Source organism: Gardnerella massiliensis, from assembly GCF_003408845.1.
In the GTDB taxonomy this organism is placed as follows: domain Bacteria; phylum Actinomycetota; class Actinomycetes; order Actinomycetales; family Bifidobacteriaceae; genus Bifidobacterium; species Bifidobacterium vaginale_H.
Genome location: NZ_LRTV01000001.1, coordinates 483,149 through 505,719, shown reverse-complemented (window position 1 = coordinate 505,719; position 22,571 = coordinate 483,149). Strand labels below are relative to the sequence as shown.

Sequence of the window (22,571 nt, the reverse complement as noted above, 5' to 3'; positions counted from 1 at the left end):
TAGTAATTCGGCGTTTTGCGCAAGCTATAAATTAATCTTTTGCGATTGTTTTGCCGGCAGTGGCTCCAGAAGTCAAGTCCTGAATCTCAGTGATTTCCATAACTGGAACTGCAGCTGGCTTCTTGGTGCCTTTTTCTTCAGCTACGCGAACCTGCTCCTCGTAAATCGCATCATCCGTGTGAAGCGTAACTGTTCCGCGGAAACGATAACCCTTTTTTTCTACCAAATTAGCGACTGCTACAACCAGCTGGCTGCCATCTTGCAAATTCTTGTAATGCTGGCCGGCAGTGCGCTCGTGATAAGCCAAGTGATTGTCGTCGAGCACGAACATAGACATCTTCGGTCCCAAATCAAGCTCGCCATCCTTGCTTACTGTTGCAATCCAAGCCAAATTATTCGCAATAAATTCCTTCATATCGGCGTTAAGAGTTGCCATAATATTCCTTTCTTAAAAAGCATCGCGCACTTTCTTCGTACGCAATTTATAAGCCTACATTCTTACCTTACGCTGATTTAGAATCGTATACGAGTGCGTATCGCAAAAAAATACGAAGTTGTGACGTAAATCACCGAACGTAAATCACCGAACGTAAATCACCGATAAAAACAACGGTACGTGACGCTCGCAAAGTGAATATTAATAAAATGGGAATATATAAACCATTCACGCAATAAATAATTATTTTATTAAACCGATTTCGGAAATTTTACGGAGGAACGCCGAAAAGTTGTACTTTTCACTATTTTGTGGCTAATCTTTGTATTTTATAATCCAAATTCTCTAAATAAAAGAAAATTTTAAGGAAACAATTTGATACGGTTTAGGAAAGAATAATGAAAGCAAAAGATGAAGCGACTCAAACGTTAGCAGAGCGGTCAGGTATGCCCACTGGAAAAGGTGTTCATGCCGCACAGCTCATGCTCTTAGCGTGCGCAGCTATTTGGGGTGGTAGCTACGTTTCTTCAAAATACGCGCTGAACGTGTTTCCTGTTCAGTGGCTTATGGGTGTGCGCATGGTTGGTGCTTGCGCAATTATGGCCGTTATCTTCTTTGGTACGCTTCGTAAAACTTTTACTAAACAATTAATTATTCCTTCCCTTCTTACTGGCGTTACGTATTACGCTACGTTAGTTTTGCAAACTGAAGGATTGAGATCAATTGATCCCGGACGAAGCGCTTTTCTTACAGCTGCCTACTGCGTTATTGCGCCATTTTCAGCTTGGCTTATCGTCAAAAAGAGGCCTACGCTTATTGGTTTGATTGCTGCCGTAACTTGCGTGGCGGGAGTAGGCTTTGTGGCTTTGAAACCGGGAATGTTTGCGCTAACCCTTTCTTACGGCGACGTGCTAACTTTGATTTGTGCCGCAGTATTTGCGTTTAATCTCACTTTTCTTGCGTACTACTCACGAAAGTACAATCCTGTTGCTCTTACTTTCGGGCAATTCGTTGTATCAGGAGTACTATTTATCGCTGGAGCCGCAGTAAGTGAACCTTTACCAAATCTTAAAGCTGACACTCCTGTATCTATTATTGCCAACATGTTCTATCTGACTGTTGTAGTAACCGTTGTGGCGCAAATTATGCAAAACTATAGTTTGGTTAAACTGTCCACTGCGAACGCGTCGGTAATTATGTGCACGGAAAGCTTGTTTACGCTGCTATTTTCAACAGTGCTATACCACGAGCGCGTTTCTGGCTTGGCTTTTATTGGGTTCGGGCTTATTTTCCTTGCTATTGTGATTGCTAGCTTGGGTGAACACTATGAGCATATTGCGTTACGAAAGAAAGCTGAGCGTAAGAATATTCCTGTTGTTGCGTAATTAGTTTGCAGTGTAGGTGAGGGGGTAAGCAGCGCGGGTGACGTAGGTGACGTAGGTGACGTAGGTGACGTAGGTGACGTAGCTCGCGCGGGTGAGTACTGTGCAACTCATTCAATGAGTGATACCATCGTTACAAGGTAATGATTGATATATGCTGCATCAAATTTTGGCATGCTGTTAGCGAATGAGTTAAGGTACACACGTGAAGAATTTCTTCAAAGGCATATCGTTTACGCAAGTATTAGCGGGTTCACTTGCTGCTGTGACTTCTTTTTTGCTTGCTTCAAAAATTGGTATTGCTGGTTCGGTTATTGGTGTTGCTATTGGTTCGATTGTGTCGGCAGTGGCTTCTCAACTGTATCAAAATGTTATTCATGCTTCTTCTCGTAAATTAGCAGAAGCTAATGTTGGTTCGAGCGCTACTGCCAACGCTAAAACCGACGCTACTGCCGACGCTACTGCCGACGCTAAAACCAACGTTACTGCCGACGCTACTGCCAACGCGAATGATTTGTCTAATAGTTTGGCTTGTGACGATACTGTAATTTTAAGTAAACCAGCAAACGGTTATGTGACGGATTCTGGTTATAAAAGCGTGGGAGATGATGCTAATATGCAGCCTTCGCAACAGTCCGGTGCGTTAAATTCCGGTAGGACAATTAGTTCGCACGCAAGTAATCCTGAATTAGAAAATACTCGCGTTATGGAACTTTCTGAATTGCGTAAGCAGCGCGAAGAAGATATGGCACTGTCTGATGGGGCTGATGTCCCACCAATTTCATTATCTCAAGCTGTGAATAATGCGTATGTGGATTCTACAGTTCGAGGCGGCTATGGAAGTAGCGCGTACCGTAACGCTTCGTACCAACGTAATAGTAATCATCGCGTAACTCTTATTGTTGCTGTGGTGAGCGCGCTTATTGCCGTCGTTGTCACCGCGGGAATTGTGTTGTTGTTTACACAAGGCAAGGGAACTGACTATATAAATCAACCAAATCCTCAACCTACTCAGCCTCAACCTCAAATACAGCAAGAACCTCGGGGTCGGACTGATACTCATGCCGATACGCACAAAAAGACTTCCGAAGGTGACGATTCGACGGAAAACGCGCAATCTGGAGAAGAATCCGATAGCAATAATTTACACAGTAAAGTTGGTGGGGAAGACTCTTCAATGGATCGTACTGGCCGCGAATCCGGTAGTGATTTACGCAGCGGTTCGTCTTACGGCACCGATAGCAAGAAGCAAAACAATAGCGAACAGGACGGCACTACTGCTGGAGGAAATAACAACAATGGTGCTGGTGGTGATTTGTCGGATTTGCAAACCGGGAGCGGAAATGGAGATGCGTCGACTGGTTCTCGTGGAAACGATACGTCGAGCAACGTTAGCGGAAAAGTTCATTAAAAAGTCGGCGGTAAAGCCAGTTTGAAAACTGGAAATAATGCGAGCGGGGGAACTTATAGATAGTTGCCCGACACGCCGCATTTGGATAGAACGTGAATTTGTTGTATTCTATCAAAGGTTCGTTTGAACGACATAAATAAAGACGGGGCTATGGCGCAGCTGGTAGCGCATCTCCATGGCATGGAGGGGGTCGGGGGTTCGAATCCCCCTAGCTCCACAATTTATCTCGGCAGGTTACGTGATTTGCCGAGATTTTTTTATTCTTTACAATGCGTTTTCGCATTTTTGAACTATAGCCCCTATAACCCTGTTTTTGCAGCGTGCGCGCGACATTTTCTGTACAACGCTGTAAAGAAATAATCGTTTTTTGGCGAGATTTCGTTATTTTCTGTACAACGCTGTAAAGTAACTGTCACTTTCGCGCCACGCCGCTGTACTTTGCGTTTGTCTGCAAGTCGTACTAATAATAAACACCATCGACCAGAGGTCGCGCTCAACAAGAGTAACAAGCATGAGCCGGGAAGCGTTGATTGCTTGTAAAAGGGGAGAGCGCCGAAGTTTGCTATCTGATTCCCAAAGTTAGCGAGCTGGGACTTGGTTTAATAAGCCAAGGACTGTCGCAGCGAGTCGGCATTCGCTGCGGAGTGCTATCGACACGCATGCTTCATGCTTGTTTTTGCCTCTGATTGTGATAAAAAGGAGGAAAAATGAGTGATTCATCATTGTCATCTACTGCTACACAAACTTCTGAGCAGAACGATGTTCATCGCGGATTAAAAACCCGCCATATTTCTATGATTGCCTTAGGTGGCAGTATTGGTACCGGCTTATTCGTTGCAAGTGGTGCCACAATTCACATGGCTGGTCCTGGCGGCGCATTGCTTGCCTACGCAGCAATCGGTATCATGGTGTACTTCCTGATGACGTCCCTTGGCGAAATGGCAACGTTTATGCCTATTAGTGGCTCGTTTGCATCGTATTCCGGACGTTTTATTGATCCTGCTTTAGGTTTTGCAATGGGCTGGAACTACTGGTTTAATTGGGCTATTACGGTTGCAGTAGACGTGAGTACCGCCGCAATTGTTTTGCAATATTGGTTCCCGAAAGTACCAATATGGATTTTCTCGCTTTCTGTTCTTATGCTTATTTTGCTTATTAACGTTCTGACAGTTAAGTGCTTTGGTGAAACAGAATATTGGCTTTCTATAGTGAAAGTCGCAGCGGTTATTGTATTCCTTGTTATTGGTTCGCTTACGATTGTTGGAATTATTGGCGGTAAAGCGCCATTCTTGCAAAACTTCACTCATAAAGACGCTCCGTTTGCTGGAGGCGTTCCTGCAGTTCTGTGCGCGTTTGCTATTGCAGGCTTCTCGTTCCAAGGAACTGAGCTTATTGGTATTACCGCTGGTGAGTCTGCAACTCCAGAAAAGAGTATTCCAAAGGCTGTAAAGCAAGTGTTCTGGCGTATTCTTCTTTTCTACATTCTCGCTATTTTCGTTATTGCGTGCATTATTCCTTACACCAGTCCAAATCTTCTTGGATCGGAAGCAAGCGATATTGCTATTAGCCCATTCACGCTCGTGTTCCAGCGTGCAGGTCTTGCAGCTGCTGCAGCTATTATGAATGCTGTTATTTTGACTTCTGTTATTTCTGCAGCAAATTCCGGCATGTATGCTTCCACTAGAATGCTTTATGCGCTCGCAAAAGACGGTAATGCTCCAAAGCTGTTTGGTAAGGTTAGCTTGCGCGGTATTCCAGTTCCAGCTTTGGTTGCCACGTTTGTAGTTGCTTTGTTTACTTTCTTCATGAGTATTTTTGGTTCGCAAATATACATGTTCCTTGTTGCTGCAAGTGGTTTAACAGGTTTTATTGCTTGGGCTGGTATTGCGGCGGCGCATTATCGTTTCCGTAAAGCATACTTGGCTCAGGGTCATTCCTTGGATGAGCTTGTGTATCGTGCAAAGTGGTATCCATTCGGACCGATTGTTGCATTCCTTTTGTGCGTTTTGGTTATTGTTGGTCAGGATTTGCATTCGTTTGCAACTCTTAATTGGCAGGCTATTGGCATTACGTACATGTCCGTGCCACTGTTCTTGATTTTGTACGTTGGTTACAAGATTAAGTACCATACTAAGGTTATTCCTCTTGAGGAAGTTGATTTGCATAGTTTCCGTGAGAATCATGCGAAAGTTGAGTAGTTAGCCGGTCGTACGGCAGTAGCGTGTATGGCATCTTGTGATGAGGTGTCATACACGCTTTTTTATTTATATATATAGGGGTTTTGCATATTGCGTTATAGTACGCATAAGCGTTGTTTTCTCAGTTGGTTAGTTGAGATTAACGGTGTTGGGGCTGTGTCTTATAGCCCAGAATTTCATAAGCTCAGCTGTACACACATTTTGGGAAATAACCCGTGGAATAACCCAAAATTTCCAACACTTATATCAAAAAAGCTCCCAGCTACAATGGCCAGGAGCTTTTATTGATATGTAATTGTATGTATGTGAACAAATCACCGACAGAAGCTACAAATTACTTATTAGTTTTCCCTACTGGGGGATTGTCGACTATAATGTCTGGCCTCCCTTTCTTCGCATCCTTGTCGGTTGATGGAGCGGGTTGCGCTGGAGGCGTAGCAGGTTTCTGTGGGTTTTGTCCCTGACCGCCTGGCGTGCTTGGTTGCTGTGGGGTCTGTCCCTGACCACCTGGCTTGCCTTGTTGCTGCTGGTTTTGTTGTCCCTGGTTATTCGGCTTGTTCGGCTCTTGCTTGTTTGGCTCTTTATTGTTTGGCTTCGTTGGATTCTTAGGATCCTTGTTTTTATCTTCCTCTACAGGTTTGAGGTGAGAATCAAGCTTTGCGCCCGGATCTTTTTGGCCTTTATTACTGTTATTTTGATTTTCCTTATTTTCCTCTTTTTTGTCACCTGTATTAGCAGGTGCAGGTGCAGGTGCAGGCGCAGGTGGAGTATTGCTGCGTACGCGGGCAACAGCATTGGCTCTACGAATGACCGTACCAGTTACTTTCTGAATTTCCTTCTTTTCTTCTTCCTTCTTCTCGCCTTGCTTGTCGGAATCTGCCGCGTTAGCCTTCTTAATATTTTCCTCAGCAGCATCAAGTATTTTGATAGCCATGGAGCGTACCTTCGTGGCTTTAGCGATATACCATTGAGATGCAGCCACTGCTTGGGCGCCCTGATTGCCGAGCTCATCTGGAGAAGTAGCGGTGCATGCCACTACTGCAGGAGTTTTTTCATGAATTATACGATCAAGCTCATCGCTGATTTTAGTATTGTCTAAGGAAAGATTAACAACTATCTCATTGTTGATTAAAGTTTTCCATGTTTTGCTGGCTCGCATAACTTGTGCAACTTTAAGTTCACACTGTTTACGTGCAGCTCTAGTGCGTTCTGTGTACTTTACGTACCAAAATGCTCCAGCTGCGGTAAGTATCAAAGCTAGAACTACTATACTCGCTATAAGAATAGTAGATTTCCGCTTGTCGCCTTTATTGGCTTTTGCAGAGATATGTTGAATCATATGCTTCCTCTGTTTGTCGATGACTGCTCACATGTGTATCGGTGATACAACAATCCGCTTCTATAGTACGCCAAAGCGATTATGTTAGCTACGTTCCTGTCGTCAATGTGTAAGGTTTATATGGAACTGAAGTGAGGTGATGCTTTGACTGCATAACAAAAAAGCCACTGACAAATCAGTGGCTTTTATGGCTCCTGCGGCTGGGCTTGAACCAGCGACCATTCGATTAACAGTCGAACGCTCTGCCAACTGAGCTACGCAGGAATATCTGCTGTGTTTGGCTGAGTGCCGCGCACAAGACATTTATATTACACGGAATTTTCTAAGATGCAAATATGGCGTGTTGTGGCGTGTCGCAATTAATTGTTGTTGCGAATATTTTATAAATGTTTTATCCACAATTGCGTAAAATACTATGCTTTTTGCAAATGAATTGTAAGACTTATTAAAAGCTCATGTATAAAGCAAAATAAGAACTAAAAAGCAAGTCGCATAAAAAAAGGGGGATATATGCGTAGTTTTTACAGTAAACATTTTCGTATTAAAGCAGTACTTAAGAAATTATTGCGTGAAGATTTAAAAAAACGAAAAAATTACGAGCTTTTTTGTAGTTTGCTTGCCGGCTTAAGTATTTTTGTGGTACTTACTTTTTTAGTAACGGCATTATCTTTGCAATCGTATATTTTGCAGAACAATAATCAGCTTAAATATTACGTTTCAAAATCTACCGGATCATGCTGCCATAACTGCGCTCTTGCTAAAAGCTCATATAGTGCAGAAACATGCCGTTCTGCCATGAAATGGCCGGTAAAGCCTGCTCGCATAGTTAAGGCCTTTAACCCTCCTCCTAAGCCTTGGCTGGCGGGGCATCGAGGTGTTGATTTGGCTGCTTCTCCAGGAACACCACTATTTGCTCCAGCGGACGGAGTTATAAGTTTTGCAGGTCATGTTGCCGGAAAATCAGTAGTAAGTATTCGTCACGGTGAGCTTACTTCAACATTTGAGCCTGCAGTTACGAAATTTACTGTTGGTGTGGCAGTAAAACAAGGACAACAATTTGGCTACGTTGAGGGAGGTTCGGATCATTGTGGCAAACGTTGTGTGCAATGGGGATTAAAACGTAAGAATCGCACTTACGAAAATCCTGCCGGTATGACTGCTCGACGAAAAATAGTGCTGAAACCAATCGATTCATAACGTGAGGAAACGTATGCAGCGTATTATTGAGCGTTTTGTAGAATATTGAACAAAGTTACGCTTAATCTTGTAGATATTTGCATAGTCTGATTGTGCGAGTCGCGTATAGTAAAGTGTGTACAACAATGAGGCGTCAGAGGAGTTAGTATGCAGCAGTATTCTCGTCCACTCGATGAGACGCTCGATATAGACGATAGTGTTTTTTCTCTGTTAGAGGAGCGCGCCTCGCGTAGCCCTCATGATTCTCTTATTGAATATGTTGATACTGCTGGTACTTGGCAATCCTACACGGCTGAAGAGTTTTGTGACATGGTTATTGCCGTCGCTAAAGGAATGATTGCGAAAGGAATTATGCCGGGAGATGCTGTATCTATTATTGCGCACACGTCGTGGCAGTGGACTGTGCTCGATATGGCAATTATGGCAATTGGCGCTATGACAGTGCCTATTTATGAAACAAGCTCTCCTTTGCAAATACAGCATATAATTTCAGATTCCAACGTACGCTCAATCTTCGTTGAATCTCCTGAAATGCTGCCTAAAGTGGAGGCTGCACAAGAATACTGCCCTACGCTTACGGACGTGTATGTAATAAGCCGTGGTGCTATAGCTGCGTGCGTTGAATATGGTAAGTCGGTTACGGATGCAGAATTTTATGAGCGCGCGCACGCAGTCCAAGGTTCAGATGTGGCGACTATTGTTTATACGTCCGGTTCAACAGGTGAGCCGAAAGGTATTGAACTGACGCATAGCAATTTTGTTTTTATCGCAAAATCTGGTGTTATTTCAATGCCAGACATTGCGTATAAAAATCAGCCGCGCCTGCTGCTATTTTTGCCATTGGCACACGTGTTCGCAAGATTCATGCAATTCTTCTGCTTTACAGGCAATATCACTCTTGGTCTTACCAGTAATCTGAAAACTGTGCTCACTGATTTCCAAACGTTCAAACCAACCTTTATTCTAGGCGTACCAAGAATTTTCGAAAAAATCTACAACGCTGCTTCACAAAAAGCCGGTAGGGGTGTGAAAGGAATTATTTTCGCTTATGCTGCGCAAGTTGCTCGCGATTGGTCTTATGCGCAACAATCAGGAGCGATGGTTTCGCCAATGCTTGCAATAAGCCACGAATTATGTAAAAAACTAGTGTATAAGCCTTTGTTGCAAGTGTTTGGAGGCTCTGTTAAATACGCGATTTCTGGCGGAGCGCCACTTGACTTATCTATTGCGCACTTCTTCAATGGAATTGGCTTGCCGCTTTTAGAAGGCTACGGTATGACAGAAACTTGCGCGCCTTCAATGGTGAATCCAACGGTGGGATATCGTATCGGAACGGTTGGTTTGCCAGTTAAAGGTGTGTCAGTTGCGATCGCTGACGACGGCGAATTGTGTATTAAAAGTCCAGCTGTGTGCAAAGGCTATCACAATAATCCTGAACTTACGCGTCAGCAAATCGTCAACGGATGGTTGCATACGGGAGATTTTGGTTCGCTTGATTCTGACGGGTTTGTGCGTATTACCGGCAGGAAAAAAGATCTTATTATTACCGCCGGTGGCAAAAATCTTTCCCCAAGCACGCTAGAAGCTTCGCTTATGACATCTCCTATTATCGCGCAATGTGTGGTGATTGGTGACAGGAAGCCGTTCGTAGCTGCAATTATTGCTTTAGATTTGGCAGAAGTTAATACGTGGTTGGCTGCGCGCGGTGCACGCCCTGTATCCTCGCTTAAGGAAGCTGCACACAATGGTATCGTACGCGCGGAAGTTGAGCGTGCTGTTACCAAAGCTAATACGCTGGTTTCCAGGGCAGAATCTATTCGCAAATTCGAGATTGTGCCTCAAGCGTTTACTCAAGCTAATGGGCTTGTTACGCCTAGCTTAAAAGCGCGTCGTAAAGCGGTTATTGAGCGTTATAACGATTTGATTGAGCAAGTGATTTACGCTCCTCGCAAACGCTAATTTTGCTCATAAAATAACGCCAGCCAATTGCAGAGCATACGGTTGCGCGCCTTGGTTGCAGCGTCTCCGGTTTCGCGTGGCGCGTGTTATTACAATCCTGCGTCGGCGAGTGAAATATAGCCCGGGTCTATTAAGCGGGCTTTCAAGTTTGTGGCACTTACTGCCAGCAACTGCTCGTAAATAGTAGGAACGCTTACTCCATTGCCAAGATTCGTCGGCGTTGTAGCAATGCTTCTCGAAAGTTTTCCAGTTGTGTTTAATGAGTCGCAAGTAGCTACGATATCCTGAGAAATTTTTGCCTGGTTCTCAATAGTAGTCATCCATTGCTTACCATTGACAATATTTGGCATGATATTCTTATAAGCGCCATAACCGGTTATTGCCGGCCATTGCTTTAGTTGCGAATCGTCCTTTTTGGCTGCTTCAGTGTCGGCTTGTTCTTGATTTTCTTTGTGATTCGGCGAGTTTTTAGGAGCTGGAACCGGTCGTTTAGTGAGGTTCCTTTTACCAATAAAGTTTCCGATAACGTCTGGCAGAGTAAATGAAGGGTTGATATCTGCCGCGCTTCCTTCATAACCGAGGTCGCTTAACGTTTTTGCTGTTTGCAACGCAATTTGATCGTCCATGGCGATAATTCCGTCAACGTGGCGCAGCGAAGGAGTGAATTGGTGATCGTTAGCGGTAATACGATTAGTAAGTTCTTTTTTGACTGTGTCTGGATCATCGGCGTCAAAAGCTACGTTCATCCAATCGTTTTCTGTGCTGTTTGTATGCAAAGTGCCAGAAGAACTTAGGAGTGTGCCGGAAGCAAAGTACGGTCGTAACACTTTCCAAATACCGCTGAATGCTTCTTTTGCAAACTCGTCGTCTAATCCAAGCGGGTTATCTTCGTTCGTACTCTCAGTATGATTGCCGTTCGATTCAGTGTTTTTATTCGTTTGCGTGCTCGCATGTGCGTTAATATTTTTCTGATTGTGGCATGGTAGCAGCACTTCAATATAGCGCGGGTTATCTTGAGTTGCACGATCAAGAGCGAGCTTTTGTACTAGGGTTGCGGCTTGAGTTTCGCCAATACTTTTTGCATCAGATAAGTGGAACAGTACGTCTGGCTGGAATCCTGGCACAGTCCTGGCAATCATTATTACGTGTACTCCGGCTTTTTTGGCGAGTTGCAGTGAGGTAGCTAACCGTTTTTCTGCGCGAAGAGCATTTTTTGCAGATTGGTCGCCAGCGGTGTTTGCTTCGTTGCTAAATGAGTCCATTCGTTTATGATTTTCTTGATCTTGCGTCTGCTTATCTTCGGATTGGTCGGCAGATTTTTGAGCAAGGTCTTTGTGCGATTGTTTATCATTCTGTTGAGGATGAGCATCATCACCTTGCGTATCTTGTGACGTAACGTTTGGCGACGGTGTTTGCTCGTTTGAGTAATTCTTTTCGGATTGTTTGCGGTGAGTTTGAATGTTCTCAAGTGCTGTGGGCAGTGTTGCGTAATCTCCGTAGTTATTATTTCCGTTTTTATTTGACCACGGTGCAATAACAAGAGTAGTTTTACTGAGCTGTTTTCTCAGTTTTGTGTTCGCATCGTCAGAATGTTTGGTTGCTTTACGATTCTTGCCTGCATGCTGCAGTGGGGTGAGCAAATTTACCACGTAATCTTGCACGTCTTGACTTTGTTCGGCGAGGCTTGAGGATGTTTTAGTAACGATAGCAGTATCGTTAAATCCTTTATTTTTTAAGCCTTTTACTAGTTCAGGAACAAGCCTATCCCAAGTGCTTAGCGGTTTGTGTCTCGTTAATGCCAAGCCGTCAGAGGGAGTAAAAATAACAACATTGCCATGATTTTTTTGTGGCAGTTTCGTTGGTGTAGTAGTGGTTTGCGCTGGTGTCCCGCATGAACTTACCGCTAGTATCATTGTGGCTAATGCGGCGAGTAGGGCGAGTGGACGATGCCAGGTGCGTTTGCGCAAACAAATCATAGTAATGTTGGCCTTCCGTAACTGCTGTAGTTGCGCTAATAGTTAAACTAACTATTGCGTGTATAAGTAAGGTAACTGATATTGTCTTGTACGATTTTATCGTCTGTTACGAATTATTGTTGGTAAAAATTGTGAAAATTTACTGCGTACTTGCGTAACGTTTAATTCAGTAATCTTCTGCACATATCTCGATATTCGCTTACGTAACCTCCGCCGAAGAATACGCAGTGACCGGCAATAGGGTAGAGCTGCCACAGTGTCATGCGCTGTTCAAAACCTGCCTTCAGTGGGTGTACGGACTGATATCCGTCTAATATTTGCTTAAAGTAGCTTATTCCAAACAAGTGAAGCATTGCTAAATCTTCTTCGCGGTGGCCGCCGTGAGCTGCTGGATCAATAAGTACCGCTTCGACATGTTCGTTATCTTCGCTTTTAGTCCAAAGCACGTTGCCGCTCCACAAGTCTCCGTGAACACGAGCAGGCTTATCGTTCGCAGCGCGTCCAAGCAAATCAGGAAGTGCGTCAATAACTTCGTTTGTAAGATCCAAATCGCTTTTACTAAGCTCCCTGCGAGCAATTCCAAGCTCAATCATGGGGCGCAATCTGCCGTCTGCGAGGTAATCAGTGACGCTACTCCAAGCGCCAGTTGGCATTTCAACTGGATCGCTCAAAGGTCCAAAATAGCAGGTGCCATCGTAGTCGGCTGGAGCTTCGCCGAAATATGTTGCTCCATAATCGTGCATGTGTGCGAGAGAAGCCCCAAATTCGAACGCGGCAATTGGAGTTGGAGCGGTTGTGTCAATGCGCTCAATATTGAGATAATCCTTACCCCAGTCAAATACTTTCGCAACTTTAGGGCCGCCATACTGGTGAGCTTCTTGCAACCATTGCAAACCCTTGCCCTCACATTCAAAGAAGCGTTCAGGTGCGTATGATCTACTTTTCTTGTACACATTATTGTTCATAGCAACCTTCTTAATATTGCGTGCGTGAACGCGGGGGCTTATATTGCAGAGCGCAACCGTTCACGCACAAAACGGAGTTATTTCAAACCCACCATTTTACCGAAAACTGAGCACAAACAGTAACGTTGTGTTTATTTTTTAAGTTTATTGTTGCGCTTAGCTTTTAAGAGCTGGGCAGAAAGTTTTGGCAAATTGATAGCCAAACAGTAGGCCCGCTAGTAGCAGTGCGGCACCTAAACCGGTGTAGAATACGGCAATAAATTGTTCTGGAACGATATTACTGGCGCGAAGCGTTATGCCGCCAGTAATCATAACCGCCATAATCACAAACGATTTTACGTCGAAAAACTTGAGGAAAAACTGCTTATCGTCTTCGTAAGCTTTAATTCGAGCCGTATGTTTCGTAACCAGCTTGCCAAAAATAAGGAACTGGAATAGTAAGAAAACAAGTAACGATAACGCGCAATTGAGGGGAGAAATATAATCAGCGTAAGCCAACAATCCTAAACGCAAAATATTACTTCCTGCTACTGTCCAAACTAAACAAGCAAGTAATAACAACGTATTTTTTGGTACTTTCACTATATACTCCTCTATTAATTATGTAACTAACTATGTAACTAATTTCGTAACATCTACTTATGTCGTGTATCAACAATTGTAGTGGTCCGCTCGTTAAAAAATGCGCGTTCTACGAATTTTGTACATTCGTCAGTAAAATTTTCGCAAAAAGCATATTTTTCTCCACAAAACTTGTAAAAAGTGTTGCGTAATGACGGTGCCGGACGCTATAGTCCTAGGGTATGAACGACAACGATCAACAGTATGCAACAGCTGACAATAATGCTTCTGCAACCGAGCCAGCTTTTCGTTACAACGCGCAGCTCGCACAAGATATCGAGCAGCGCTGGCAACAGACCTGGGACGAACAAGGCACGTTCTGGGCTGCAAATGTTAAGGGTGATTTGAAGGATGGCGAAGGCAATCTTGCGGAAGGTCGTCCTTCTTTCTTTGCAATGGACATGTTCCCATACCCATCCGGCAAAGGCTTGCACGTTGGGCATCCTCTTGGATATTTAGCAACGGACGTGGTAAGCCGTTACCACCGCATGAAAGGCGAAAACGTTCTTCACGCCATGGGTTACGACGCTTTTGGACTTCCTGCAGAACAGTACGCTGTGCAAACGGGCCAGCACCCTCGCATCACTACTGAAGCAAATATTGCAAATATGCGCAGGCAGCTGCACCGCATGGGCTTGAGCTTCGATGATCGTAGGTCTTTTGCAACAATCGACACGAATTATGTGCGTTGGACGCAGTGGATTTTCTCAAAGCTGTATGACGCTTGGTACAACCCTGATTTTGTGCGCAAAGACGGCGGTAAAGGTTCCGCTCGTCCGATTGCTGAGCTTGTTGATGAATTTAAGAGCGGCAAGCGCGAAATTCCTGGTTTTGCCGGCAAAAAGTGGGAAGAACTCAACAAAGTAGAGCAAGCAGACGTTCTCAACGACTTCCGTATTGCTTATATTTCTAAATCTCCTGTGAACTGGTGCCCAGGCTTGGGAACCGTGCTCGCAAATGAGGAAGTTACTGCAGAAGGTAAGTCTGAACGCGGAAACTTCCCAGTATTCCAGCGCAACCTTCGCCAATGGTCCATGCGAATCACCGCTTACGGCCATCGTTTAGTTGAAGATTTGAACACTATTGATTGGCCTGAAAAAGTTAAGCTTATGCAGCGCAACTGGATTGGCGAATCTCACGGCGCTTCCGTACATTTTGAAGTTCCATGCGCAGATGGCGAAACGCGCGATTTGGAAGTGTACACGACTCGTCCAGACACGCTTTTTGGCACCACTTTTGCAGTTGTTTCCGTAGATCACCCGATTCTTGAGCATGTGCCAGAAGCGTGGGGTGCGGACGTTCCAGAAAGTTGGAAGGGCGGCTACGCAAGTCTTAAGGAAGGCTTGGCTGAGTATCAAGCTCAAGCTCGCGCGAAGACCGCTAAAGATCGTACAGAAGATGCGGGCGCAAAAACCGGCCTGTTTACCGGTCTTTACGCAATTAATCCTGTAACTGGAGCAAAACTTCCGCTCTTTACTGCAGACTACGTGCTTATGGACTACGGTACGGGCGCAATTATGGCAGTTCCAGGCGGCGACCAGCGCGACTACGATTTCGCAAAAGCCTTCGGTTTGCCTGTAATCTATACCGTTGAACCACTTGCTGAGTCTGGCGAAAAGTTGGCAGACTACGAAGGTAACGCTCCGTTTGTTTCACACGACGGAATTGTTATCAACTCTGCTGTCGAACATACGCATAAGCTCGGTGACGCTTTGTCTATTAACGGTTTGCGCGTGGACGAAGCAATTAAAAAGGTGACGACTTGGCTTGAAGCTGCAGGCGTTGGAAAAGGTAGGGTTTCCTACCGACTTCGCGACTGGCTATTCTCTAGGCAGCGCTACTGGGGTGAACCATTCCCAATCGTTTACGACGAGGACGGAGTTGCTCACTTAGTTCCAGATTCTGAGCTACCAATTGCATTGCCGGACGTTCCAGACTATCAGCCAAAAACGTACGCTCCAAACGACGCAAATTCCGAACCGGAAGCGCCTCTAAGTCGAAACGAGGACTGGGTAAAAGTTCAGCTCGACCTCGGTGAGGGCGTAAAAACCTACTATCGCGACACCAACACCATGCCAAATTGGGCTGGTTCCTGCTGGTATTATATGCGCTACCTAGATCCAAACGACTCTGAACACATGGTAGACACCGACGAATACGACTACTGGATGGGCACAAACCGCCCAGGCAAAGAGCACGTTTCTGGCGGCGTTGACCTGTACGTTGGTGGCGTAGAGCACGCAGTTTTGCACTTGCTTTACTCGCGCTTCTGGCATAAAGCTCTGTATGACTTGGGTTACGTGGATTCTGCTGAACCGTTCCACCGCCTGTTCAACCAGGGCATGATTCAGGCTTACGCCTACACGGATGAGCGTGGACAGTACGTGCCAGCAGACGAGGTCGAAGAAGGCGCTTCAAACGGCGCTGGCGAGCCAACATTTACGTGGCATGGCGAGACCGTGAACCGCGAGTTTGGCAAAATGGGCAAGAGCTTAAAGAATATTGTGACCCCAGACTACATGTACGAAAACTACGGTGCAGACACGTTCCGCCTGTACGAAATGAGCATGGGTCCACTTTCTGAATCCCGCCCGTGGAACACGCGTAACGTTGTCGGCGGCATGCGTTTCCTGCAGCGCTTGTGGCGTAACGTAGTTAACGAAGAAACCGGCGCTTGCGTAGTAACAGATGACGCGCTCGACGAGAAGACGTTAAAGCTTCTTAACAACACGATTGCGGAAGTAACTGTGGAAATGGAAGCAATGCGACCAAACACTGCAATCGCTAAGCTGATTGTGCTGAACAACCACCTGACTTCGCTGCCTCATGTTCCGCGCGCAGCCGTGGAGCCGCTCGTGCTTATGCTCTCTCCAATCGCGCCGCATATTTGCGAAGAAATGTGGAGCAAGCTTGGACACGCTAAGTCGATTGCTCACGCAGATTGGCCGGTTGCAGATTCTCGCTACGTTGGTGCGGATACGGTTACGGCCGTCGTACAAATCAAGGGCAAGGTTCGCGCCAAGCTTGAAGTCGACCCAGATATTGAGGCTTCAGAGCTTGAAAAGCTCGCCTTGGAAGCTGTAGCCGATCGTTTGGGCGGCAAAGCTCCGCTTAAGGTGATTGTAAAAGCGCCTAAGATTGTGTCGATTGTGCCTGACGAGAGGTAGGATTCGGCTTAATTAAATTCGGCTTAATCAGTGCTGTGAAGCGCGATTTTTCGTGCTTCACAGCATTTTTTTTTTCGGTGTTTTGATTGCGTAGTTGGTTGGCGTGTTTATTATGTGGCTGTGAGGGGTGGGGTTACTTGTCTCGCAGCGCTACGCTCTTATACCTCATTTGGACTAGTGGACAGGTAGTTAAGTTTAGTTTTTTGCTTACTTTTTTGCGGAAATAGTTATTCATCAACAAGATTATTACTATCGCTCCGCTTTTATATTGCTCGACCAAGCAACACCCACCCCTCACTACTGATAAAACCGCTAGTGTTTTGTGGAGTGGTAGGAGAGTCTGGTGTGGTGTCTGCAGAGCACTAATGCTAGTGTTCTCTAAGCAATAAGTACTCAGTGTGTGCAGCAGCATGAGTGATAGTGTTCTCTAATCAATAAGTACTCAGTGTGTGCGGCAGCGCAAATGCTAGTGGTTTCTAGGCAATAAGTACTCAACGTCTGCGGAGCGCGACTGCAAAGCTACATAAACATTTGCGGGAGTTTTTTCTCCGGAAAATGTTGCTGTTTCGGTAGTTTTATAGAACATTTGCCGGAGTTTTTTCTCCGGCGTTTGCGCGACGACATGCTTGAGCGCAGCATTGCGCGCGCGAAAGCAACTCGGAGCGGAAACTCGCTTAAGTTGGAAGTCCGGGGGACTTCCAACGCGAGTTTCGTAGCGAGCGCGTCGCAATCCGCGCGAGTGTAGTGGTTTTTTGGAACATTTGCCGGAAAAACTCCGGGGTGTGTGCGGCAGCAAGGGGGCTGCAGCTTTTAACCACAATGTGTGATTTTTGTTGCGAATAGGTAGAAGTTCATTAATAGTGGGAGTAATAGTTTGTAAATTTGGGGAATTATTTGAATTTGGGGGATGGTATGGAATATTGCAATCCGAAACATGGTGCTGGTGGCGCTCATGCCGCTCATGCCGCTCTTCCTTCTCGTAGAGCTGTTTCGTCACTATCTGAGCTAGCTCAAGGTAAGTTTAATGACGATACTGCAGAAGATGGTGTTACTTCGTTGAGTGCAGCGTTGCGAAGTAGCAAGATGGTGCCGCGCGTGCATATGCGTCCGATTCATGTGCTAGCTGTTATGCTGATTTTGGTTACGGCCTTGTGTGCGAGTTTAACCATGCTCATTTCACAGTCGCTTACGTATCAAAAAGTGCAAAATGAACAAGCGTCAGTTTGGCCGACTGATGTGCATAACACGGCAGCGGGCCAGCACGGTGCTGAAACGTCGAATAGCAATGGACGTTCTGCGAAACATAAGCAAAAAAGTGGGCACAAGAATAGTCGTGAGAGCGATGCAGAAAGTGCTGCAGAAACTGCTGCAGAAAGTGGCGTGGAAAATACTACGATACAGCCGGTAAATGATGACGGCGTATATGACGATACCGTTTCGCAACAAAACTCCAATTCAGCTCCCGCAACTTCAACTCGTACAACTAAATCCTCACGTACGCAACGCAAATCGCAAGCTGCAGCAGCACCATCCGCAAAGGCGACAACAAGTCAACGTACTCGCGCGCGAACCAGCAGCGGTAACAGCGGCAATAATGGCAACAGTGGTCGTATCAATCTCAACACGGCAACTGCCAATCAAATAGAAACGATAAAAGGAATAGGCCCTAAAACTGCTGCAAGAATTATTAAACAACGTAACGCAATGGGACGTTTTACCAGATTAGAAGACTTGTTGCGAATTAAAGGTATAGGCCCCAAAACGTTGAGAAGATTAAGCGGAATCGTGGAAATAAGGTAAGTGTATGCGTAACGTAGTGCAACGTATTTCTGGAAGCCACGATATGCGCATGGTTCCAGTGGCTGCCGGAATGTGGGCTGGGTGCTTGGTCGGAAAATGGTGTTGGAAAGATCACACTCTGAACGCATTGATCATAGCAATGGCATGCTGTGTAATAACTTGCGTTATTGTGAAGCAACGTATGAAAATAAGTAAGTGTTTCCAACGTTTCCAACGTTTCCAATGTTTCCAATATTTTCAACGTTTCTTGTACGGCAATAGCGCAAGTATTCGTATACGTATACACAATTATTCTCAGCGCATATTTCGTATCACAAATACCGCAAGATATTGGCTGGTGAACTGGCGTAAAACGATGTCGCTAGCAACATACGTGTGTATTGCCGCAATAATGCTCACTTACACAACTCAGTGCGTACTCGCCAACGATATTGTTATGCAATCAATACAAACAAGTGACGTTCCCAACGCTCAACGCTACCATCGTACTGGTGACGATAACGACATAGTCGCGTCTGAAAACGAAGCTGAATTTACTATAATAACGCCACTTCGTACGTCAAAAAGTATGAGTGGAGATTGTCAAGCTACTGTTCAAGTGCGAAAGTTTGCTCGCTTAGCAAGCTACGCTCGAGCTAAACTGTATGCTTACTCGCCTTTATGTAATCGACTTGCCTATGGCGCTACCGTGCGCGTGCCGGTACGTGTGGGAACCTCCCGTTTTAACAGTGACGTTCCGGAATTTCGCATAGCAAAATCTCAAGCAACCATACGCATAACGGAACAGCCTGACATATTCCACCGAACTATGAGCGCATTGTGGCAATCTTTTTACGAAGTGACAAACAAACTCGACATGCAGGGGAGAATGTTGGTTCCGGGGGTGACGGTTGGCATGCTGGGGCAAGAGTATGTACCAATAGAAAGCGAGCCAAAGCAAGCAGCGGACAGTACGCAGGCTGAACTTATTGACGAAACGTACGCAACAATGACTCGTCGTCATTTTCAGCATGCGGGGATTATGCACGTTATGGCAGTGTCAGGCGGTCATTTTTTGCTGCTCGCCGTAATTATTCGCCGCTGTTGTGCTTACTTTCTTACGCCTCGCTGGTTTACGGCCTTCGTGCAGATTGTGTTGCAAATAATGCTGGCTTGTATAGTGTTTCCGTCGGCGTCAGTATTGCGAGCGCTTATTATGGGGGTGATTAGCGCGGTGGCGTTGTGCTTCAAAAGACCTTACCAGTCTGTGAGCGCACTGAGCTGGACCATTATATTAGTCTTGTTTATGGCGCCTTCGCATGCGTGGGATTATGCGTTTGCTCTTTCTTGTGCGGCAACGTTTGGCATTGTTACTATGGGGGTGCCGTTGTCGCGTGTGCTCGACCGGTATATGCCGTCGTGGATTGCTGCTGCGCTGAGTATGACGCTTACCGCACAATATTGGACGCTTCCGGTACAGATTCTTATTCAACCAGAAGTGTCGTGTATGTCTGTGTTGGCAAATGTTGTGGTTGCGCCGCTTATGGATTGGGCAACGTTATGTGGATTAATTTCGTTGGTTTGTGCAAGTTGTAATGCTGGGTTGTCTTTTGTGTTTGCTCAACTTGCTTCGCTGGGTACTGACTTTATGCAGCAGTGTGCGTATTGGTGCGACGATACTGCTATTGGGGTTGTTCCATGGGCGAGTGGAGTGGGTGGTGCGTGGCTGATGGTGGCTGTGGAAGTGGCGATATTGCTGGTTGGCTTAGGCGTGCGGCGTATGCTTTCTCAGCGTTATGTTGTTAATCGCATGATTATATTGGGGCAACTACTTGGATCGTCTGGAAAGCGCATAATAAGTGACGCTACTGAAGTTTTTGAAAACTAAATTGGTGTACCTAACGCATATTCGCTCGCAATATTATGATGGTTAAGAGTTTGGTTGGTGTAAGGAGCATGATGACAGCTAGTAAGCAGCGTCTGGAAAGCGCGGTGCCGGTTACGCTGGTAGTTGGTGGGGACGCGTATTTAAATGAGCTTAACGCTCGTAGTGCGCGTGAAGCAATACAAAAAAATGTTCCAGATGTTGAGCTTATTGAACTTGATGCGGCGAATGCTGATAAGTATGCGTTTGATGAGGCGGTTGGACCGTCACTTTTTGGTGGCGGCACTATTGTTGCGATAAACGATTTGCAAAATGCGGATGAGTCGTTAGTAGATGCGATTGAAAAATTCTGCCAGCAGACTCAAAATAACGAAAATAATTTTGACGAATCTTCTTTAAGTTGGGTTATTGCGCGGCATGAAGGTGGTCTTAAAGGTAAGGCTATTATTTCGCGTTTAAGTAAGGCTGGTGCGAAAACTATATATGTGCCTGATCTTAAAAAAGACGATGCGAAACTCAATTTTGTTATGAGCGTATTTGACCGTCATAAGCGCAGTATTGAGCCGCAGGCTGCGCAGCGACTGGTGGCAGTGTTGGGTTCGCAAACTGGCGAACTTGCTGCCTTGTGTTCGCAACTGTGCTTTGATTACGACGATAATCCTATGACGCTTGATATTGTTGACCGTTATTTGCTTGCAGATCCGCAAGTTACCGGATTTTTTGTGGCAGATAAGGCTGTTGCTGGACATGCGGGTCAAGCGGTGCTTGCTGCGCGTACTGCAATTTCCCAGGGCACGGATCCTATAGCTTTAATTGGCGCGTGTGCTTCAAAAATACGTGCTCTTGCTGTAGCAATGGCGGTGCGTAACGGCACAATTTCGCAGGCTGAGGCGAAAATGAATCCGTGGGTGCTTAAAATTGCTATGCGTCAGATTGCGGGTTGGAATAGTGCGGGTATTGCTCAATGTTTGCAACGTTTAGCGTGGGCTGATGAGCAGTGTAAGGGCGGTTCAAGTGACGCGGACTATGCGCTAGAGCAGTGTATTATGCTGATTGCGTCTCGAGGAAATTAGGAAAAGTTAGAAATTAAGAAAAGTTAGAAAGAACGTGATGTAAACGATGGAATCGAATCAAGAACTGCAAAAAATATGCCAAGTTCCTACTGAAGCAGACATGCGCAAACTTGGCGAGTCGGTGGCAAAAATTGTGCGCGAAGGTGACGTTTTGCTACTTTCTGGTCCTCTTGGTGCTGGTAAAACAACGTTTGCTCAAGGATTTGGCGAGGGTCTGAAAATTAGCGAGCCAATCGTGTCTCCTACGTTTACTATTGCGCGCGAACTTCACGGTACTTTTGCTGACGGCAAGCCAGCAACGCTTATTCACGTCGACGCGTATCGCCTGGGAGGCGAAGCGTTTGCTCCTGGGCAAGATGTTGTGTCGCGTTTGCTTGATGAGCTTGAATCGCTGGGGCTTGATGAAGCTTTAGAGGAACCTGGCGATGGCACGGTTGTGCTTATGGAGTGGGGAGAGCAGATGGCTGGAGTGCTGGCAAGTGAACGATTAGAAGTTCATATTGCCAGGCCAATTCAATCAAATCAAACGGAAACGTCTTCTCAATCAAATCAAACGGAAGTCTTGACGAGTGATGGCGAGCGTATAGTGACGTTGCTTCCAATTGGTCATGATTGGCAGAAGCGCGTGGCGTCGTTGTAACGAGCTTTTGCAGGTTGTGGTGAAAGAGTAAGCTGGTTGGGTACGTTACGTCGAGGAATAAACATGAGTAATACGCTGGTTATTGACACATCATTTGGCTCTACTGTTGGAATTGTGGGCCATGAGCCGATTGTTGAAACGGACTCTCGCACGCATGTCGAACGTTTGCAAGTCAATATTGCGAAAGTTGTGGAAAACGCGGGGCTTAAGCCGCAAAATATTGATCGCGTAGTTGTGGGAGTAGGACCTGCTCCTTTTACCGGTCTTCGTGCGGGATTAGTTGCAGCAAAAGCGATTGCGTTCGCAAATAATGCGGAAATATTTGGTTGTGACAGTTTACTTCCTCAAAGTTTGATGATGCGCTCCGGTGCGTTTACGCAAGCGCTAAAAAATGGTGGTATTTCAACGGATTTACTATTAAATCTTCCAAGTTTGGACGATACTAACGATTCTCACACACGTCATTATGTGCTTTCGTTAAACGACGCTCGCCGTCGCCAAGTGTATTTTGCTTTGTATGACGACGAAGGAAAAGCGGTAGTA

Annotated in this window: 16 protein-coding genes, 2 tRNA genes and 1 riboswitch; of the genes, 12 read left to right on the top strand and 6 right to left on the bottom strand. The window is 45.7% G+C overall.

Annotated features, from left to right (window positions below):
* Window positions 1–31: 31 nt before the first annotated feature.
* Window positions 32–436: a pyridoxamine 5'-phosphate oxidase family protein gene (locus AXE77_RS01990; protein WP_116711879.1), complete on the bottom strand. Its 405-nt coding sequence runs from the start codon at window positions 434–436 to the stop codon at window positions 32–34.
* A 446-nt stretch (window positions 437–882) separates the two neighbouring features.
* On the opposite strand from AXE77_RS01990, the gene AXE77_RS01985 reads away from it, so the two are divergent.
* The 4 genes from AXE77_RS01985 (at window position 883) to AXE77_RS01970 (ending at window position 5,427) form a co-directional block, all read left to right on the top strand.
* Window positions 883–1,821, top strand: coding sequence for a DMT family transporter (locus AXE77_RS01985; RefSeq protein WP_240612635.1), 939 nt, complete (start codon window positions 883–885; stop codon window positions 1,819–1,821).
* A gap of 202 nt (window positions 1,822–2,023) precedes the next feature.
* The gene (locus tag AXE77_RS01980) at window positions 2,024–3,229 is read left to right on the top strand and encodes a hypothetical protein (RefSeq protein ID WP_116711877.1); all 1,206 of its coding nucleotides are present in this window, start codon (window positions 2,024–2,026) and stop codon (window positions 3,227–3,229) included.
* A gap of 144 nt (window positions 3,230–3,373) precedes the next feature.
* Window positions 3,374–3,446: transfer RNA gene (locus AXE77_RS01975), tRNA-Ala, on the top strand.
* 255 nt (window positions 3,447–3,701) lie between these two features.
* Window positions 3,702–3,887, top strand: a riboswitch (Lysine riboswitch).
* Window positions 3,888–3,936: 49 nt separating this feature from the next.
* Window positions 3,937–5,427, top strand: a complete 1,491-nt coding sequence (locus AXE77_RS01970) for an amino acid permease (RefSeq protein WP_240612617.1) — start codon at window positions 3,937–3,939, stop codon at window positions 5,425–5,427.
* Window positions 5,428–5,761: 334 nt separating this feature from the next.
* On the opposite strand, the gene AXE77_RS01965 is transcribed toward AXE77_RS01970, so the two are convergent.
* Together AXE77_RS01965 and AXE77_RS01960 are read right to left on the bottom strand one after the other, a co-directional pair.
* Window positions 5,762–6,766, bottom strand: a complete 1,005-nt coding sequence (locus AXE77_RS01965) for an ATPase (RefSeq protein ID WP_116711876.1) — start codon at window positions 6,764–6,766, stop codon at window positions 5,762–5,764.
* Window positions 6,767–6,954: 188 nt separating this feature from the next.
* A tRNA-Asn gene (locus AXE77_RS01960) sits at window positions 6,955–7,030 on the bottom strand.
* Between the two features lie 246 nt (window positions 7,031–7,276).
* On the opposite strand from AXE77_RS01960, the gene AXE77_RS06785 reads away from it, so the two are divergent.
* Together AXE77_RS06785 and AXE77_RS01950 are read left to right on the top strand one after the other, a co-directional pair.
* A complete protein-coding gene (locus tag AXE77_RS06785) occupies window positions 7,277–7,963 on the top strand; it encodes a M23 family metallopeptidase (protein ID WP_240612616.1) in 687 nt (228 codons plus the stop codon).
* Between the two features lie 147 nt (window positions 7,964–8,110).
* Window positions 8,111–9,922 (top strand): AMP-dependent synthetase/ligase, encoded by a 1,812-nt coding sequence (locus AXE77_RS01950; RefSeq protein ID WP_116711875.1) that lies wholly within the window; start codon window positions 8,111–8,113, stop codon window positions 9,920–9,922.
* A gap of 89 nt (window positions 9,923–10,011) precedes the next feature.
* Here the strand turns inward: AXE77_RS01950 and AXE77_RS01945 are convergent, their stop codons facing one another.
* The 3 genes from AXE77_RS01945 to AXE77_RS01935 form a co-directional block, all read right to left on the bottom strand.
* Entirely contained in the window at window positions 10,012–11,898 is a 1,887-nt protein-coding gene (locus tag AXE77_RS01945; RefSeq protein WP_116711874.1) for a substrate-binding domain-containing protein, read from the bottom strand.
* A 161-nt stretch (window positions 11,899–12,059) separates the two neighbouring features.
* Window positions 12,060–12,863, bottom strand: coding sequence for a fructosamine kinase family protein (locus tag AXE77_RS01940; protein WP_116711873.1), 804 nt, complete (start codon window positions 12,861–12,863; stop codon window positions 12,060–12,062).
* A 156-nt stretch (window positions 12,864–13,019) separates the two neighbouring features.
* A complete protein-coding gene (locus AXE77_RS01935; RefSeq protein WP_116711872.1) occupies window positions 13,020–13,445 on the bottom strand; it encodes a hypothetical protein in 426 nt (141 codons plus the stop codon).
* Window positions 13,446–13,666: 221 nt separating this feature from the next.
* On the opposite strand from AXE77_RS01935, the gene leuS reads away from it, so the two are divergent.
* The 6 genes from leuS to tsaB form a co-directional block, all read left to right on the top strand.
* Window positions 13,667–16,651: a leucine--tRNA ligase gene (leuS, locus tag AXE77_RS01930; RefSeq protein ID WP_116711871.1), complete on the top strand. Its 2,985-nt coding sequence runs from the start codon at window positions 13,667–13,669 to the stop codon at window positions 16,649–16,651.
* A 912-nt stretch (window positions 16,652–17,563) separates the two neighbouring features.
* Window positions 17,564–18,451, top strand: coding sequence for a ComEA family DNA-binding protein (locus tag AXE77_RS01920; protein ID WP_116711869.1), 888 nt, complete (start codon window positions 17,564–17,566; stop codon window positions 18,449–18,451).
* A 4-nt stretch (window positions 18,452–18,455) separates the two neighbouring features.
* A complete protein-coding gene (locus tag AXE77_RS01915; RefSeq protein ID WP_240612615.1) occupies window positions 18,456–20,318 on the top strand; it encodes a ComEC/Rec2 family competence protein in 1,863 nt (620 codons plus the stop codon).
* A gap of 71 nt (window positions 20,319–20,389) precedes the next feature.
* Complete coding sequence (holA, locus tag AXE77_RS01910) at window positions 20,390–21,388, top strand: DNA polymerase III subunit delta (protein WP_116711868.1); 999 nt, start codon at window positions 20,390–20,392, stop codon at window positions 21,386–21,388.
* Between the two features lie 46 nt (window positions 21,389–21,434).
* Window positions 21,435–22,028 carry a tRNA (adenosine(37)-N6)-threonylcarbamoyltransferase complex ATPase subunit type 1 TsaE gene (gene tsaE / locus AXE77_RS01905; RefSeq protein WP_116711867.1) on the top strand — a complete coding sequence of 198 codons (594 nt, stop codon included), beginning with the start codon at window positions 21,435–21,437 and terminating at the stop codon, window positions 22,026–22,028.
* A gap of 63 nt (window positions 22,029–22,091) precedes the next feature.
* Window positions 22,092–22,571: tRNA (adenosine(37)-N6)-threonylcarbamoyltransferase complex dimerization subunit type 1 TsaB (gene tsaB / locus AXE77_RS06780; RefSeq protein ID WP_240612614.1), on the top strand; the 480-nt coding region annotated here is incomplete at its 3' end.

What these genes read in the sequence shown, in the direction of transcription:
- AXE77_RS01990 (WP_116711879.1), bottom strand. Translation starts at nt 436, where the DNA reads ATGGCAACTCTTAACGCCGATATGAAGGAATTTATTGCGAATAATTTG.
- AXE77_RS01985 (WP_240612635.1), top strand. Translation starts at nt 883, where the DNA reads ATGCCCACTGGAAAAGGTGTTCATGCCGCACAGCTCATGCTCTTAGCG.
- AXE77_RS01970 (WP_240612617.1), top strand. Translation starts at nt 3,937, where the DNA reads ATGAGTGATTCATCATTGTCATCTACTGCTACACAAACTTCTGAGCAG.
- AXE77_RS01965 (WP_116711876.1), bottom strand. Translation starts at nt 6,766, where the DNA reads ATGATTCAACATATCTCTGCAAAAGCCAATAAAGGCGACAAGCGGAAA.
- AXE77_RS06785 (WP_240612616.1), top strand. Translation starts at nt 7,277, where the DNA reads ATGCGTAGTTTTTACAGTAAACATTTTCGTATTAAAGCAGTACTTAAG.
- AXE77_RS01950 (WP_116711875.1), top strand. Translation starts at nt 8,111, where the DNA reads ATGCAGCAGTATTCTCGTCCACTCGATGAGACGCTCGATATAGACGAT.
- AXE77_RS01945 (WP_116711874.1), bottom strand. Translation starts at nt 11,898, where the DNA reads ATGATTTGTTTGCGCAAACGCACCTGGCATCGTCCACTCGCCCTACTC.
- AXE77_RS01940 (WP_116711873.1), bottom strand. Translation starts at nt 12,863, where the DNA reads ATGAACAATAATGTGTACAAGAAAAGTAGATCATACGCACCTGAACGC.
- leuS (WP_116711871.1), top strand. Translation starts at nt 13,667, where the DNA reads ATGAACGACAACGATCAACAGTATGCAACAGCTGACAATAATGCTTCT.
- AXE77_RS01920 (WP_116711869.1), top strand. Translation starts at nt 17,564, where the DNA reads ATGGAATATTGCAATCCGAAACATGGTGCTGGTGGCGCTCATGCCGCT.
- AXE77_RS01915 (WP_240612615.1), top strand. Translation starts at nt 18,456, where the DNA reads ATGCGTAACGTAGTGCAACGTATTTCTGGAAGCCACGATATGCGCATG.
- holA (WP_116711868.1), top strand. Translation starts at nt 20,390, where the DNA reads ATGACAGCTAGTAAGCAGCGTCTGGAAAGCGCGGTGCCGGTTACGCTG.
- tsaE (WP_116711867.1), top strand. Translation starts at nt 21,435, where the DNA reads ATGGAATCGAATCAAGAACTGCAAAAAATATGCCAAGTTCCTACTGAA.